Origin of the sequence: Solwaraspora sp. WMMA2059, from assembly GCF_027497315.1 — a bacterium.
Classification (GTDB): Bacteria; Actinomycetota; Actinomycetes; order Mycobacteriales; family Micromonosporaceae; genus Micromonospora_E.
Window position 1 is genome coordinate 1,769,012 of sequence record NZ_CP114908.1, and the last position, 16,058, is coordinate 1,785,069.

Genomic DNA, 16,058 nt, shown 5'->3' on the forward strand with positions numbered 1-16,058 from the left:
CTCAGTTGGTGGTGTCGGTGGCCGAGGAGACCAGCGCGGGGACGGGGATCACCACGACCGGGCAGGTGGCCTTGCGGATGCACTCCTCGCTGACCGAGCCGAGCACGGTGTGCTGCAGGCGGCCGTGGCCGTGGCTGCCCAGGACCAGCAGGTCAGCGCTGCGGGCGGCGGCACTCAGTACGTCGGCGGCGCGGCCTTCGACCACCTCGCCGACGACCGGCGTCGCCGACCCGAGCCGGGCGGTCAGCGCGGCGATCTCCTGGTCCAGCAGTTCGCTGGCGCGTTGCCGCTCCTCGATGGGGCTGACGGCGGTTCCACCGTCCCACCGCCAGGCGACGACGGCGCGCAGCGCGCCGCCCCGCTCGGCGGCTTCCCGGGCGGCCCAGTCGAGTGCCCGGCGGCTGCCCTCGGAGCCGTCGACACCGACGACGATCAGGTGACTGGCGCTCATGGTCCTCACTCCTTCAGTTGCACCTGACTACAGTCCACCTCCGTTGACGGGTGGGGGACAGGTGCGAAGGACCCGCCGTTGCGGGACTGGGGTCCCGTCGGTCGACCGGCCGGTGTCGGCGGCGGCCCGGCCGGCGTTGGATGTGGCCCGGGCGGCGGCGATACGGGCGGCGTCGGCGGCGGTCCGGCCGGTGCCGGCTGGCCGCCGGTGAACAGCGCGAGCAGTTCGCCGACCAGGTGGTCGCATTCGGCCGGATGTCGAAACGGTACGTGCGGATTGACGGTGTACTCGTTGCGTCGGCCGACCCGGTGCCGGGTGAGGTATCCGGCTTCCTCCAGGTCGGCGACGATGGTGTGCGCCGCGCGTTCGGTTATCCCGACCCGCGCCGCCACGTCCCGCAGCCGGGCCCGCGGGTCGCGGGCGATGGCGAGCAGGACGTGTCCGTGGTTGCTGAGCAGGGTCCAGGGCGGAAGGCGCCACGTGTCGGGGGTTGTCACAGGGTAATCATATGAGTACCAATACGTGAACTTCGTCCACATGGTTGCCGTCCCCGACCATGCCGGGCCCACCAGGGCCGACGGCCGTCGGCGACGACCCGTGGCGCTGGACCGGGCAACCCTCTGACGCTGACCCAGCCGCCCGGTCCGATGGTGACCGTACCGACGGCGGCGGGGCGGCGGCGAGCGACCGCCGCGACCGCTGCGGCGCTCACCGCGGCAACCGCCACCGTCACGGCCGCCGCTGCTCACTGGGATGAGCACGGCCGGATCTGTGCCGCCGCGCGGCCGGCCTCCAGGCGGGCCAACGGCACCCGGTACGGCGAGCAGGACACGTAGTCGAATCCGGCGTCGTGGAAGAACCGCACCGAGTCCGGGTCGCCGCCGTGCTCGCCGCAGACTCCGATCTCCAGGTCCGGCCGGGTGGCCCGGGCGTCGGCGACCGCGATCTGGATCAGCCGTCCGATACCGGCGGTGTCGATCGACTCGAACGGCGACACCGGGAAGATGCCGAGCTCCAGGTAGCGGCCGAAGAAACACCCCTTCCACGTCGTCGCGGGAGAAGCCCCAACCCAGCTGGGTGAGGTCGTTGGTACCGAACGAGAAGAAGTCCGCCACCTCGGCGATCGCGCTGGCCGTCAGGGCCGCTCGTGGCACCTCGATCATGGTGCCGACCGGGATCGGCGGCAGACCGTCGAAGCCGGCGAGCAGCGCCTCGGCCTGGTCCCGTACCGCCTCCAGTTCCTGCACCGCGCCGACCAGCGGCACCATGATCTGCGGACGGGGGTCGCCGCCGGCCCGCAGCCGGGCCACGGTCGCCTCCGCGATCGCCTGCACCTGGGTGGCGAACAGGCCCGGCACCATCAGTCCGAGCCGGACACCGCGCAGGCCGAGCATCGGGTTGGCCTCGTGCATCCGGCGGACCGCCGCGAGCAGCCGCTCGTCGTGCCCCGGGTCCTCGCCGAGTGTCTCGGCCCGGGCCCGGCGGGCGTCGGCGGCGGTGTCCGCGTTGGCCCGCACCGCGAGCCGGCGCACCACGTCCGCGTGGCCCAGCAGCCGGTGCACCGCCGACACCAATGGATCCGCCTCCGGTGCCAGCTCGCCCTCGATGTAGCGCAACACCGGTGACGGGTGTACCGGGACGGCGCCGGCGAACACGGCGCCGGTCGCCCCGTCGATCGAGATCAGGTCCCCGGCGTGCAGCACGGTCGGTGCCGCCCCGGTGCCGTCGGCGACGGTGATCTGGCCGGCCGCCGTGTCGACGGTCAACGCCTCGGCGCCGCAGACGCAGGTACGGCCCATGCCCCGCGCCACCACGGCGGCGTGCGAGGTCTTGCCACCCCGGCTGGTCAGGATGCCGGCGGCGGCGATCATTCCGGGCAGGTCGTCCGGGTTGGTCTCCCGACGCACCAGGATGACCTGCTCGCCCCGACCGGCGGCGGCGACCGCCGCCTCGGAGTCGAACACCACCCGGCCGACGGCCGCGCCCGGAGCGGCCGGTACGCCGACCGCCAGCGGCGTGGGCGCGGTTGCCGGGTCGAACCGGGGGAACATCAGCTGACCGAGCTGGGCCCCGGTGACCCGGTCGAGTGCCTCATCGAGGTCGATGACGCCCTCGTCGACCAGTTGCGCGGCGATCACGAAGGCGGCCTCGGCGGTCCGCTTGCCGACCCGTGTCTGCAGCATCCACAGGGTGCCGCGTTCGATGGTGAACTCGACGTCACACAGGTCGCGGTAGTGGTGCTCCAGGGTGTCCATGATCGTCATCAGCCGGTGGAAGCTGCGCGGGTCGATCCGCTCCAGATCCTGCAACGGGACCGTGTTGCGGACCCCGGACACCACGTCCTCGCCCTGAGCGTTGGCCAGGTAGTCGCCGTACACGCCGCGTGCCCCGGTCGCCGGGTCGCGGGTGAACGCCACCCCGGTGCCGGAGTCCGGGCCCCGGTTGCCGAACACCATCGCCATCACGTTCACTGCGGTGCCCAGCTCGGCCGGGATCCGTTCCTGCCGGCGGTACAGCACCGCGCGTTCGGCGTTCCACGACTCGAAGACCGCCCGGATCGCCAGGTCGAGCTGTTCGTGCGGCGACTGCGGGAAGTCCCGGCCGGTGTGCTGGTGGAAGACCTTCTGGTACGCCTCGACCAGGGCGCGCAGGTCCTCGGCGCCGAGCGCCGAGTCCACGGTGACCCCGGCGGTCCGTTTGACCGTCTCCAACTCGGCGGTGAACAGCTCGTCGGGCACGCCGAACACGGTCCGGCCGAACATCTGCACCAACCGGCGGTAGGAGTCCCAGGCGAAGCGATCGTCGCCGCTCTGCGCGGCGAGGCCGTGCACGGTGGTGTCGGTCAACCCGATGTCCAGGACGGTCTCCATCATGCCGGGCATCGAGAACCGGGCACCGGACCGTACGGCGAGCAGCAGCGGGTCGTGCCGGTCGCCGAGCCGCTTGCCCAGCCGCGCCTCCATGCCCCGGAGGTGGCGGTTGACCTCGTCGAACATCCCGGCCGGCGGTGTGCCGTCGGCGAGGTAGGCGCGGCAGGCGACGGTGGTGACGGTGAAACCGGGCGGCACCGGCAGACCGAGCCGGGTCATCTCCGCCAGGTTGGCGCCCTTGCCGCCGAGCAGGTCGGTGAGTTCGCGGTTACCTTCGATGAAGTCGTAGACGAATTTCGGCATGGCGCCCGCCTCCTGCACTGGTCGGCGAATCTCTCTCCTTCCGTGGTAGCAGTGGGCGGTGCGGGCGGGGCAGGGCCGGTCGGGCCACCCCCCAGGGCATAGGTCCCGGTCAGTCGCCGGCGGGCGGCCGGGGGCCGCCTTCGCGGACGATCGCCGTCGCGCACCCGGCGTGGTGCAGCACCGCCTGGCTGACCGCGCCGAGCGGTACCCGCAGCGGATGATCGCCACGGGCGCCGACGACCACCAGCCCGGCCTGGGCGGAACGCTCGATCAGCACCCGGGCCGGCGGTCCGTTCACCACCTGCTGGTGGACCGCGACGTCGGGATGCTTCTCCTGCCACGGGGTGACCGCCGCGGCGAGTTCGTCGGCGGTCGACGCCGAGGCGTCGGCCCAGCTCGACTCGCTCTCCCAGCTGCGTACGACGATCAGGTCGCTGCCCCGCTGCGCGGCGGCGTCGAAAGCGAAGCCGAGCGCGCGCTCCGAGCCGGCCGAGCCGTCCACACCGACCAGCACCGGCGCGGCCGGATCGGGGGCCGGCTCGGAACCGGCCCGGGCGACCAGCACCGAGCAGTCCGCGCGGGCGGCGATCTGTACGGCGAGTGCGTCCAGCGGCAGGCAGGTCCACCGGGCCAGGTCCCCGTCGCCGATCACGACCAACGACGCCATCCGGGACTCCCGCAGCAGCGCGGTGGCTGGGGCGTTCTCGGACACTTCGGTGGTGACGTCGATTCCGGGGGCCGTCCGGGTGGCGGTCTCCACAGCACGTTCGACGAGCTGGTAGGCGTCCGGCTGGGGTTCGTCGCCGCCGGACAGGTCGTCCGGGATCCAGTTGAGAGCGTGCACCAGTCGCAGCGGCCGGTGCGCTGTGGCGGCTTCCCGGGCGGCCAGGGCGACGGCGGCCCAGCTGGATGCCGAGTCGTGGAGGCCGGCCACGATCCGGTCGCGGGCCGGTGCGGCGTGCTCCGACATCGCAACTCCTTTCACCGCTTCTGTCCGGTGCGTGGGCCGCTGCAGCGACCCGGCTCGGATCGAGAAAGGGGAGCTCACCCGCGAGGATAGCGCTCAGTGACCCCGCTCCGGGTCGATTCCGGTCGACCGGGCAGGATGGGGTCATGATCTCGGCAGTGGTGTTCGACATGGACGGCGTACTCATCGACACCGAACCGGTCTGGGAGCAGGTCCGGCGCGACTACGTGGCCGGGGCCGGTGGTCGGTGGCTGCCGGACGCCCAGCAGCGGTTGATGGGGATGAGCACCCCGGAGTGGGCCGGCTACCTGGACGCGGACCTCGGCGTCGGGCGTGGTGCCGACCGGGTCGCCGACGAGGTGATCGACGCCATGGCGGCGCGGTACCGGGTCGAGCTGCCGCTGATCCCGGGCGCGATCGAGGTGGTCCGTGACCTCGCCGGGCGGTTCCCGCTCGCGCTGGCCAGTTCCTCACCCCGCCGCCTGATCGAACAGGTGCTGGCCACGGCGGGGCTCACCGAGGCGTTCCGAGCGACCGTGTCGACCGAGGAGTGCGCGGCCGGCAAGCCGGACCCCGAGGTCTACCAGGTGGCGGCACGGCTGCTCGGTGTACCGCCGCGGCGGTGCCTGGCGGTTGAGGATTCGAGCAACGGGCTGCGGTCCGCCGTGGCCGCCGGTCTGGTAGTGGTCGCGGTGCCGCACTCCGGGTACCCGCCGGCGGCCGATGCCCTGGCCGGCGTGGCGCTCGTCGTCGACCGCCTCGACGAGCTGACGGTCGACCGCGTGCTCGCCCTCGCCAACGAGGTGCGTTAGGCCGCACGGCGTTTACGGGTGGTGACGAGCAGGCCTGTCGACGGTTAGCCGGCCGGCTGTGGGTTCTCAGCAAAGGTGATCCGTGGCGGGCCAGCCGACCAGCAGCGGATCAGTGTCGGTGAGAAGCCCCAGGCCGTCGTCTTCTCACCGGATCTGATCTCTTCTTGGCCTGAGGGTGGAGTCGGGTTGAGCCCCGAGCCAGGGTTCGGTAGATCGTCCGGTCTGGCTCCTCGATATTGCGCCAGAACCAGGCGGGCATGCCCCAGCCGCCGGCCCAGCGGAACAGCGGATGGGCGCGCGCGTAGCGTGACGCTTAACCGGTTAAGAGATCGGGGTGACACCTCTCTGTGGTGGGGAGTACGCCCGTGACGCCCCGACGCCGCATCCGTCGGACCGTCACGGGCGCCGCCCCACAACTGCTAACGTCGGGTCCGCGGCCCCCCACGAGCGGGGGGTGCTGTGCTGAGCGACTGGCTGCAGCGGTTGCTGTCGATGGATGGTGCGCTGATCTACCTGCTGGTCGGGCTGTTGGTGTTCGCCGAGGACGCGCTGTTCGTCGGCTTCGTGTTCCCCGGCGAGACCGCTGCGGTGCTCGGCGGCGTCGCCGCCAGCCTCGGCACCATCTCGCTGGCCGGCATCACCGTGGTGGTGGTCAGCGCGGCCGTGGCCGGTGACACCACCAGCTACCTGATCGGCCGGGCCCTGGGGCCCCGGCTGCTGCGGATGCGCTTCCTGCGCAAGCGGCAGGCCTGGGTGCGGCGGGCGCAACACCAGTTGGCGGTACGGGGCGGCACCGCGGTCTTCGTCGGCCGGTTCGTGACCTTCTTCCACGCGGTGATGCCCGCCCTGGCCGGTGCGGCACACATGCCGTACCGGCGGTTCTTTGCCTACAACGTCGCGGGTGCGTTGGTCTGGGGGATCGGCACGGTGCTGATCGGCTACCTGGCCGGCAGCTCGTACGCCGCGATCGAGGAGGTCGCCGGCCGGGCGGCCGCCGTCGTGGTCGCGGTGCTGGCACTCGGGGCGCTCGTCGTCTGGCGGCTACGGGCCGCCCGCCGCGAATGTGCACCCGACGCGGCGACCGGTCAGCCGACATCCGGTCGTCACCGGCCCGGCCGAGGCCGAGGCGGCTGCGACCGGTCCGGTGACCATGCCTGACGACCAACCAGCCACGCCCGGCGACGAACTCCTACGCCGGCACCGGCAGCAGCTCCGCCATCCGCAGCCCGTCCGCGGTGGGCGGCGACAGCGGCAACCGGTCGATCTCGTCGATCGGCACCCACCGGATGGCGTCCGCACTGCCGCCGACCTCGGTGACCACCGGCTCGCCCGGCCCCACCCGTGCGCTGTGCAGCAGCCCGACCACGTGCCAGTCGGTGCCGTTGCGGTGCGCCAGGTACGACCGCACGTCCAGCAACCGCGACGACATCACCTCCAGGCCGGCCTCCTCCTGCAACTCTCGGGTGAGCGCCTCGCCGGGCTGCTCGCCCGGATCGAGACCACCTCCCGGCAGATGCCAGGCACCCGGCTCGAACACCGGGGACGCCTCGGACAACCGGCTCAGCAGCACCGCCGAGTCCCGGACGATCACCGCGTACGCGCCCACCCGTATACGAGGACCTTCGCTCACCGTAAACCTCCAGCTCGTAGCGACTTGCCAGTGCCACACCAGCCGCCGGCCGTCTGAGGTGAACGACGCCGGGTGTGCCGGTGGCCGGACGGATACCCGCCCGGCCACCGGTCACACCTGTGGTGGCGGCTGCGGCTACCGCGCGGCGCAGGACAGCGTCGGCACCGGGTTGCTGCCGGTCCAACTGCCGATGAAGCCGAAGGTCGTGCTCTGCCCGGCGCCGAGGTTGCCGTTGTAGCTGACGTTGGTCGCCGAGACACTCGCCCCGGTGCTGGTGACGGTGGCGTTCCACGCCTGGTTGACCGACTGACCGCTGGCGAACGTCCAGCTCACCCGCCAGCCGGTGAGCGCCGAACCGCCGGCGGTCACCCGTACCTCACCCTGGAAACCGCCCTGCCACTGACCGATCACCGCGTACGTCGCAGTGCACGCCCCTGCCGGCGGCGGGGTGGTCGGGGGCGCGGTGGTGGGCGGCGCGGTGGTCGGGGGCGCGGTGGTCGGCGGTGGCGTCCCGCCGCTGTAGACGGTCGCCTCCCGTGCGGTCTCCCGAATCCCGTTGGTGCCGTTGAACAGCCGTTGGCCCCACGGGGTGAGGCTGTTGACGTTGAAGTTGTTCACCATGTCGAGGTATTCGACGCCGCCGCTGTTGCCGCTCCACGACCATCCGAGCCAGCCGATGCCGTGCTGCCGGGTGTAGGACAGGATCGAATCCTCGTCCGGGTTGCCGTCGGAATGGTCGTGCCCGAACTCGCCGACCGCGATCGGCAGACCGGCCGAGCGGAACCGCCCGAGGTAGTCGCTGATCTCGGCGGCGGTGTCGAACACGCCGTACATGTGGATCGAGAAGATCAGGTTGCGGGCCGGGTCGGCGTTCCACACCGACTGCGCGTTGTCACGCATCGTGAAGGTCCAGTCCTGTCCCCAGTTCGGTGCGTCGACCATGATCGCGTGCTCGAAACCGGCGGCGCGCAGCCGCTGTACGGCGCTCGTGGTGTGACTGGCCCAGTTCTGGTAGCCGCTGTTGCCGAACGGCTCGTTGCCGATGTTGATGATGACGTAGTTCTCCTGGCCGCGCAGCACGCTGGCCAGGCCGATCCAGTAGTCGGCGGCGGACGCCAGGGTGGATGCGGCCCCCTCCTCGCCGTACCCGGTGGTGTCGTGCACCTCCAGGACGCAGATCAGCCGGTTGGCCTTGCACAGCGAGATGACGTTGGCGACGTCGCTGGCATCGTTGCGATTCCACCGGTGGCCGTTGCTGAGCACCACCCGGACGGCGTTCGCGCCCAGGGACTTGATGTTGACGAAGGAACTGGTCTGGCCGGTGTACCAGGTGTGTGCGTGGTTGACCCCGCGCAGGACGAACGGAGTGCCGTTTGCCTCCACCAACTGGCCGCCGCTGACGTGCAGGCCGACGGCGGCGTGCGCGGGCTGGGCCAGCACCACGACGGAGGTGACCAGGGCGAGCAGCGCCGCGGCCGCGACGCTCAGACGTGTCTTCATGACCTACCTCGGGTAGCGACCCGTGGGTGACCCACGGGGACGAAAGACACCGGCTGACCTGGCCAGCACGGTGTCGGCGACTACCCGGCCCTTCGCGCAAGCATCAGAGTAGACCGGCGTGATCCCGCTACGCAACCGGTTAAGTTGGTCCGCCCCTGGTGTCGGTCTGCACCGCTGGCTGATCGGGCCCTGCAAACGCCGCTACCGGCGTCGACGCTCGGTGATCCGGGGTCGACGCCGGTAGTGGACCGGTCAAGTCAGCGGGTCTCGGTAGCCACCTCGTACAGCCGCTCCGGCGTCACCGCGCCGGCGTACAGCCGGCCGTCGTCGGCGATCAGCGCGGTGAACAACGAACTGGAGAACAGCCGGCCGCTGCCCCACGGCCCGTCGACCGCCGGCAGATCACCCAGCATCTGCATGACCTGAGCGCCCTCGGCGGACTCACCGGCGTGCTCCTCGGCCGCAGTCGCCGCCTCGGCCGGCGGCGTGACCACCAGGACGGTGCCCCAGCCGGTGCCGACCGTACGGACCGCGTCCTCGCTGTCCGCCCAGCCCCGCGCCAGCTCCTCCAGCATGCCGTCGGTCTCGGCGTTGCCCGGCAACTGGTCCGGACCCCGGGAACCGGCACCCGGCGTCGCGACACCGTCCTCGCCCGCCTCGACGACCTCGGTGCCCGGCGGTGGGTTGAAGACGAACTGCTCCTCATCCGGTGTGTCGAAGCTGACCTGGGTGAACGCGGTCTCGATGGCGGCCCGGTCGGCGCCGACCGGATAGACCGCGAACCGCAGTGGCACGTACTCGACCGAGTCGATCGCGATCCGGATCTCCTCGACCAGCGAGTCCTCGTCGCGGGGGGTGAGCACCAGCTCGTACGCGGTCCGCCCAGCGAGCTCCGCCGAGCGGCCCACCGACACCTCGGTGCTCGGGTCAATTGCCTCCAGCACCTCGTCGGCTGCCGCCTGCGGGGTGACGGGCAGCTCCGACGCCGGATCGGTGCCGGCCCGCTCGCCCGCCGCGTCGGCGTGATCGCCCTCGGCCGGCAACTCGAAGTGGGTGGCCTGCTGCTGCTGGCTGGACCAGATCCAGACGTCCTGTCCGTTGCGGATGACGTCGGTCTCGCCCAGCGTGCGGACCATCGCCAACCGGGCCTGGTCCGGACCGGCGTACCAGACGCGCAAGGTCTGCGTACCGTTGATCAGCGAGCCGAGCCCGTTGCCGGCACCGATCTGACCGGCCAGGTTGAGCGCCGCCGGCAGGCCCAGATCGGCGCGGTGCACGACCGTTCCGGACATGCCGTCGACCTCGGCGGTCTGCAGGTCGACCAGCAACTGCTCGGCGCTACGCGGCGGCAGGACCGGGTCTGCGGACGCGGCGAGCGCCCCCACGGCAACGCCGCCGCCGACGAGCACCGCCGCCGATGCGGCGGGGACCAGCCAGCGCATCGCCGGCCGGGATGTGAATACCGACATCTTCGTACCTCCTGCCACCCATCGTGCGTCGGGTGTACTGAGACGTTGCTGAGAGCCGGTGGCCAAGCTGAGAACACGCTCAGCGACGACGGTCACGGGTAGCCCGGTCGCACCCTCATGATGGCACCCTTGACCGGTGCGGGTGCTGGTGGTGGAGGACGAGGTCCGGTTGGCCGACGCCCTGCGGCGCGGCCTGCAGGAGGAAGGCTTCGTGGTGGACGTCGCCGCGAGCGGGCCGGCCGGGCTGGAACTGGCCCGGCACGGCGGGTACGACGCGATGATCCTCGACGTGATGCTGCCCGGCCTGTCCGGCTACCGGGTGGTGCGCCAGCTGCGGGCCGAGCAGAACTGGCTGCCGGTGCTGATCCTGTCCGCGAAGGACGGCGAGTACGACCAGGCGGACGGCCTCGACTGCGGTGCCGACGACTACCTGACCAAGCCCTTCTCGTACGTGGTGCTGCTGGCCCGGCTGCGCGCTCTGCTACGGCGCGGCGCGCCGCAGCGGCCCGCCGTGCTCACCGCCGGTGATCTGAGCCTCGACCCGGCCCGGCGGAGGGTCACCCGGGCCGATGCCGAGGTGGGGCTCACCGCCCGTGAGTACGCCCTGCTGGAGTACCTGATGCGGCGCGCCGGCGAGGTCGTCTCCAAGATCGAACTGCTCGACCACGTCTGGGACGCCAGCGTCGACACCGCGCCGAACGCCGTCGAGGTGTACATCGGGTACCTGCGCCGCAAGGTCGGCCGGGACCGGCTGGAGACCGTCCGGGGTGCCGGCTACCGGCTGGTCCCGTGACAGGTCGACGGCTTTCGGCGGCGCATCCCGGTCGGTGGCGGGCGCACCTGCGGGTCCGGCTCAGCCTGCGCACCCGGCTGACCGCGATCAGCGTGCTGGGTCTCACCGCCGGCCTGGCCGCTGGGGCGATCGGGCTCACCGTCGTCCTCGCGCTGGCGTTGGAACGCAGCGCCGACGCCGACGCCCGGACCACCGCCGACGCGATCGCCCAGCTGGTGGCCGCCGACGCGGTGCCCGACCCGTTGCCAGTGGCCGGCAACGACGTACGGGTGCAGATCGTCGACGAGCGGGGACGGATACGCGCCGCGTCCATTGGCGCCGATCGACTCGTCCCGATGCTCTACGCGGGCGAGCGGGAACAGCTCGCCGCCGAACCGACCGGGGCGGTCACCGTGCCGGGTGCCCGGCTCGGTCTGCGCGGCCCGGTTCGGGTGATCGCCCAACCGGCCGGCGGGCCAGCGCAGCCGCGTACCGTGCTGGTCGCCCGGTCGATGGCCGACATCAACCGCAGCCTCGCCCTGGTCCGGGTGATTCTGCTGATGACGTTCCCACTGTTGGTGGCGGCGGTCACGGTCATCGTCTGGCGGGCCGTCGGGGCGACGCTGCGGCCGGTGGAGAAACTGCGGGCCGGCGCGGCCGAGATCACTGGTGGCGACCAGGCCGGTCATCTGCCGGTGCCGGGTGGTGGCGACGAGATTCAGCGGCTGGCGGTCACCCTCAACGACATGCTCGACCGGTTGGAGGCCGCGCGGGCCCGGCAACGCGCGTTCGTCGCCGACGCCGCCCACGAGCTGCGCAGTCCGCTGACCAATCTGCGTACGCAGCTTGAGGTGGCGCAGCGACTCGGTATCCGCACGGACTGGTTGGCGGTCGCCGACGACCTGCTGGCGGACAGTCAACGACTCAGCCGACTGGTCGACGACCTGCTGCTGCTGGCCCGCGCCGACCAGCAGGCCGACCAGTCCGGTGTGGTGCTCGGCCCGGTCGGTCCGGTGGAACTGGGCGAGCTGGCCGCCACGGTGGCCGCCCGGTATCCACGGCCGCCGGTGCGGGTGGTGCCGCCGGACCAGCCGCTGTGGATTGCCGGCGACCCGGACGCGCTGGTCCGGGTGTTGGCCAACCTGCTGGACAACGCGGTCCGACACGCCCGCTCCGAGGTGCTGGTGACCGCCCGACCGGACGGGCCGGACTGGCATGAGCTCCTGGTCACCGATGACGGTCCGGGTGTCCCACCGGCCGACCGGCAACGGGTCTTCGACCGGTTCACCCGGCTCGACGACGCGCGGGCCCACGACGCCGGCGGCGCCGGGCTCGGACTGGCCATCGTCGCGCAGTTGGTCCGCCGACACGGCGGCACTGTCGAACTGGCCGATGCGGGGCGGACGGACGATGCGGCAGGACACGACGGTGATGCGGCAGGGCCTCACGGTGCTTGTCCCGGACTTCAGGTTCGGGTCCGGCTTCCGGCAGACCCGGTGGACGACGAGCCCGGCCCGGCATAGACCGGACAGGTTACCGGGCGTTCGCTGCCCGGTCCGTGCAGACCGGACAGGTTACCGGGCGTTCGCTGCCCGGTCCGTGCAGACCGGGTCGGCCTGCCCGATCACGTCGGCCGAGTAGACCACGGCGACCGTGAAGCAGTAGTCGATCGACTCGTTCAGCCCGTACGCGACGAAGCTGTCCGCACCCGTCGGCAACGTCATGAAGGCTCGGGGCTGCTGATCGTTGCTCCCCCCGGAGATCAACACCTGTCCCTCGGCACCCGCCGGATAGGTCCAGGTCAACGTCACGCTGTCCCGGTTGTCGCGCAGGCCCACGCCGCCCGGGGCGGTACCCGGTGTGGCCGGCGGCGCAGCGCTGGTCGGCGTACCGGTCGGGGAGGTGACCTCGGCTGGTGCCGCGGTCGGCCCGGAGGACGTCTCGTCGACCAGGCTGACGCCGGCCACCACCGCCGCAGCGCCGAGCAGAACCACCACCACGCCGGTGAACACCAGCATCGGCCCGCGTGGGCGGGCAGCGGTCGCCACCGGCTTGGGTAACGGCACCAGCTGTCCTCGCTGCCGCCGGACCGGAAGGTTCCTGCGGCGGTCGGGTATCCGGCTGAGTTCACGCCGTGGCAGTCGGGACAGCGTCCCGGTGCTGCGGCCCGTGCCGGTGGCGCCGGTTCCGATGGTCGCGCCGGCTCCACCGGCTGCGACGCTCGTGGCCGGTCCGTCCGTGGCTCCGGTGCCCGGCCCGTCCGTGACCTCGGCGTGGCGGGCTGCGGAGTCGGCATCGACCGAGGCGTCCGGGCCCGCGAAGGCTTCGTCGGTCACCGGTGGTGCCGGCTCCGGTCGAGCGCCTGCCCTGTCGGGCACCCGTGGGTTGGGTACGAAGGCAGGGGTCTCCGGCGGCACCGGCTCGCCGGGCACGGCCGCCGGGTCGCTCACGGAACTGCCGGCCGTGGGAGTGTCGGGCGCTGACGGGCCGGTCGCCTGCCGGAACCGGACCGGCCCGAACGGGCTGACCGGGCCGGCGGCGTCCGAGGCGTCCGGGCGTTCTGGTGCGTCCGGGCGATCCGGTCCGTCCGGGCGATCCGCAGCGGCCGGATCGGAGCCATCGCCGGCACCGGACTGCTCGGGCGGCCACCACGGTTCGTCGAAGAGCCAGATGCCGGGTGCCCCGTCATGGTTGGTGGAGCCGGACGGTGGCAGATCGACCGGCACCCGGGGCGGTGGGATGCTCGCTGGCCGGCCGTCGGTCGTGTCGGGTTCGTCCGGTTGGTGCTGGTCGCCTCGCTGCTCCTGCCCGGTCGTGTTCCGCCGGGCAGGGGAGGGGTCGTCGGTCAGCCAACCACTGGGCGACCAGAGCGGGTCATCGGCGTCGCCGCCCGCCGGTTCCCGTTCAATCCAACCGTGCTGGCTCCACGGTCGGCCGCTGTCCAGCTCAGCCGCCGGGTCGGGCACTGATTGGTCCACCGGCTGGTCCAGCGGGTCGAGCCAGGGCGGGTCGGCCCGGTGCCGTCCGTCCCGATGGCCGTCCGTCTCGTCGTCGCTTGACCGGTCGGTGGTCGGCGTCGCTGACGACGCGCTCGGTTCCGTCCAGAACGCCGCCGACCAGCGGGGGTCGGCTACCTCAGTGACCGGCGGTTCCGGCTCGATCCAGCTGGGCTCGGCCCAGGCCGGACCGGTGAGCCGGTCGCGCCCGGCGGGATCGGCCGCCGGAGCAGCCGGAGCCGCTGGCCCACTGGCCGGCCTGGTGCCGGGCGGCCAGCCGCCCTGGTCCAAGCCGCCGTCGTGGCCTGGGCCGCCGTTGTCGTCCGGCCGGAGGATCGGGCCCGGGCTGTCGGTATCGTCCGGACTGCGGTCGGGATCCGGGCCGCCGGTGTCGTCCGGCCCGTCGTCGACCGGCCCCTGCCCGCCACAGCGGTGCGCCGGATCCGCTGACGCCTCGGCCAGCGCGGCGACCTGCCCGATTAGCGGATGGTCGGCCGGCAGGCGGGTGCGGCACAGGTCGATGGCGAGCGACAGGCTGACGTCGGACTCGGCGAGCCGGCCGCAGTCGCGCTGCATCGCGCCGAGCCGGGCCAGCATCTTGATCCCGGCCGGATGCCCCTCGCCGTACACCTCGCGGTGCAGTTCCCAGGCATCCTCCAGACGGTCCCGGGCGATGTCGCACTCGCCGCGAGCGAATTCGACGGTGGCGAGGTCCGCGTGGGCGGCCAGGACCCGGAGCGACTCGGGGCCGTCGATGGCGCAGAGTTCGTCGATCACCTCGCGGTACAGGTGCGCGGCGCGGGCGTCGCTGCCCACCCGGTGCAGGACGGCGGCGAGGGTGGCGGCGGCCCCGATGGTCCGCTCGTCCGCCGTGCCGTGCAGTCGCTGGTTCGCCGAGTACGCGTACGCCGCCCACGCCCGCGCCGCCGGCGCCTCGCCGAGCGCGACCGTCACCCGGGCCAGCAGTCCGGCGGCCTCCGCCTGTTCAGCGCTGGCGTGTGCGGGACGCGAGTCAGTGTCGGCCAACGCCGTGGCCAGCAGATTACGCGCGCCCGGCAGGTCGCCGACGCTGATCAGGCCGTGCGCCTGCGTGGTGATTTCGCCCAGGCCGAGAGACACGTCCCATCGTGCGTGTCCGACGACGGTCTGTACAAGGGTCTGATGTGGGACAGTTCGCTCATGATGGCGGATTGTTACCGGCCAGATGCTTGACTAACGCTTCGCTGATGATCCGCAGTTGATCGACCTGTTCCGGGGTCAACTGGTCGAACAGGTGTTGCCGGACCGCGTCGACGTGGCCGGGCGCGGCGGCGCTGAGGGCGGTGAAGCCGGGCTCGGTGAGCACCGCGAACTGCCCGCGCCGGTCGGTCGGGCACTCCTCACGGCGGACCCAGCCGAGCTGCTCCAGCCGGGACACGGCGTGCGACAGCCGGCTGCGGGAGGAGTCGGTTGCGTCGGCGAGCTCGCTCATCCGCAGGGTGCGCCGGGGTGCCTCGGAGAGTCGGACCAGGATCTCGTAGTACGCGTGCGGTATCCCCGCGCTCGCCTGCAGTTCGCGGTCCAGGGTCGCGGCCAACGTCCTGGTGGCGTAGAGGTACGCGCGCCAGGTGCGCTGTTCGTCGTCGTCGAGCCAGCGGGTCATGACCACCATCATACCCGTAGTGGTTGAGCGTTGAACTAACTCGCGCTAGCCTTCACGACATGGGAATCCACCGTCTCAACCACGCCGTGCTGTACATCTCGAACCTCGACCGGAGCCTGGCGTTCTACCGGGACGTGCTCGGGTTCTCCGTCGTGCCGATGACCCCCGACGGCTTCTCCGGCGTGGTCTTCCTGCAGGCCCCCGGCTCTACCAACGACCACGATCTCGGCCTGTTCGAGATCGGTGGCCACGCCGCGCGGTCCGGCGCGGGTCGCGGCATGGTCGGCCTCTACCACCTGGCCTGGGAGGTGGACACGCTCGACGAACTCGAGGCGCTCGCCACCCGGCTCGCCGCCGCCGGCGCCCTGGTCGGCACCTCCGACCACGGGACCACCAAGAGCTTGTACGGCCGGGATCCGGACGGGCTGGAGTTCGAGGTCGTCTGGTTGGTCCCCGCCGACCGCCTCGACGAGCAGGCGATTGCCGCCCGCAAGCGGATCCGGCCGCTCGACCTGGCCCGGGAGAAGCAGCGGTACGGCGCCCGGACCCGCGGTGGCGTCGGCGTCTCGGTGCCGGGCTGACCGCGTAGCGAGCCGGAGCCGGCCCGCTGACTCCGGCTCCGACCGGCGACGGCGGCTCGGCCGGC

Annotated in this window: 11 protein-coding genes and 3 pseudogenes; 5 read left to right on the top strand and 9 right to left on the bottom strand. The window is 72.2% G+C overall.

The window, feature by feature from the left end; genetic code table 11:
• Position 1: 1 nt before the first annotated feature.
• The 4 genes and pseudogenes from O7553_RS08080 to O7553_RS08095 form a co-directional block, all read right to left on the bottom strand.
• A complete protein-coding gene (locus O7553_RS08080) occupies positions 2–451 on the bottom strand; it encodes a universal stress protein (protein ID WP_281554195.1) in 450 nt (149 codons plus the stop codon).
• A 206-nt stretch (positions 452–657) separates the two neighbouring features.
• A pseudogene (locus tag O7553_RS08085) lies at positions 658–948 on the bottom strand (winged helix-turn-helix domain-containing protein); the annotation flags it as partial.
• A gap of 248 nt (positions 949–1,196) precedes the next feature.
• A pseudogene (locus O7553_RS08090) lies at positions 1,197–3,624 on the bottom strand (pyruvate, phosphate dikinase).
• 109 nt (positions 3,625–3,733) lie between these two features.
• Positions 3,734–4,594 carry a universal stress protein gene (locus tag O7553_RS08095; RefSeq protein WP_281554196.1) on the bottom strand — a complete coding sequence of 287 codons (861 nt, stop codon included), beginning with the start codon at positions 4,592–4,594 and terminating at the stop codon, positions 3,734–3,736.
• A gap of 143 nt (positions 4,595–4,737) precedes the next feature.
• Between O7553_RS08095 and O7553_RS08100 the strand changes: the two genes are divergently transcribed.
• Complete coding sequence (locus O7553_RS08100; RefSeq protein WP_281554197.1) at positions 4,738–5,403, top strand: HAD family phosphatase; 666 nt, start codon at positions 4,738–4,740, stop codon at positions 5,401–5,403.
• 459 nt (positions 5,404–5,862) lie between these two features.
• Entirely contained in the window at positions 5,863–6,561 is a 699-nt protein-coding gene (locus O7553_RS08105) for a DedA family protein (protein WP_281554198.1), read from the top strand.
• 31 nt (positions 6,562–6,592) lie between these two features.
• Here the strand turns inward: O7553_RS08105 and O7553_RS08110 are convergent, their stop codons facing one another.
• The 3 genes from O7553_RS08110 to O7553_RS08120 form a co-directional block, all read right to left on the bottom strand.
• A complete protein-coding gene (locus O7553_RS08110; protein WP_281554199.1) occupies positions 6,593–7,033 on the bottom strand; it encodes an NUDIX domain-containing protein in 441 nt (146 codons plus the stop codon).
• 135 nt (positions 7,034–7,168) lie between these two features.
• On the bottom strand, positions 7,169–8,533 hold the full coding sequence (locus O7553_RS08115; RefSeq protein WP_281554200.1) for a cellulase family glycosylhydrolase: 1,365 nt from the start codon (positions 8,531–8,533) through the stop codon (positions 7,169–7,171).
• A gap of 257 nt (positions 8,534–8,790) precedes the next feature.
• Positions 8,791–10,002 carry a hypothetical protein gene (locus O7553_RS08120; RefSeq protein ID WP_281554201.1) on the bottom strand — a complete coding sequence of 404 codons (1,212 nt, stop codon included), beginning with the start codon at positions 10,000–10,002 and terminating at the stop codon, positions 8,791–8,793.
• A gap of 136 nt (positions 10,003–10,138) precedes the next feature.
• On the opposite strand from O7553_RS08120, the gene O7553_RS08125 reads away from it, so the two are divergent.
• Both O7553_RS08125 and O7553_RS08130 read left to right on the top strand, forming a co-directional pair.
• The gene (locus O7553_RS08125) at positions 10,139–10,795 is read left to right on the top strand and encodes a response regulator transcription factor (RefSeq protein ID WP_281554202.1); all 657 of its coding nucleotides are present in this window, start codon (positions 10,139–10,141) and stop codon (positions 10,793–10,795) included.
• A 47-nt stretch (positions 10,796–10,842) separates the two neighbouring features.
• Positions 10,843–12,297, top strand: coding sequence for an ATP-binding protein (locus tag O7553_RS08130; protein WP_281555531.1), 1,455 nt, complete (start codon positions 10,843–10,845; stop codon positions 12,295–12,297).
• 1,893 nt (positions 12,298–14,190) lie between these two features.
• Here the strand turns inward: O7553_RS08130 and O7553_RS08135 are convergent.
• A pseudogene (locus O7553_RS08135) lies at positions 14,191–14,889 on the bottom strand (tetratricopeptide repeat protein); the annotation flags it as partial.
• 58 nt (positions 14,890–14,947) lie between these two features.
• Positions 14,948–15,421, bottom strand: coding sequence for a MarR family transcriptional regulator (locus O7553_RS08140; RefSeq protein WP_281555532.1), 474 nt, complete (start codon positions 15,419–15,421; stop codon positions 14,948–14,950).
• Between the two features lie 50 nt (positions 15,422–15,471).
• Between O7553_RS08140 and O7553_RS08145 the strand changes: the two genes are divergently transcribed.
• Positions 15,472–15,993, top strand: a complete 522-nt coding sequence (locus tag O7553_RS08145) for a VOC family protein (protein ID WP_281554203.1) — start codon at positions 15,472–15,474, stop codon at positions 15,991–15,993.
• Positions 15,994–16,058: the final 65 nt, after the last annotated feature.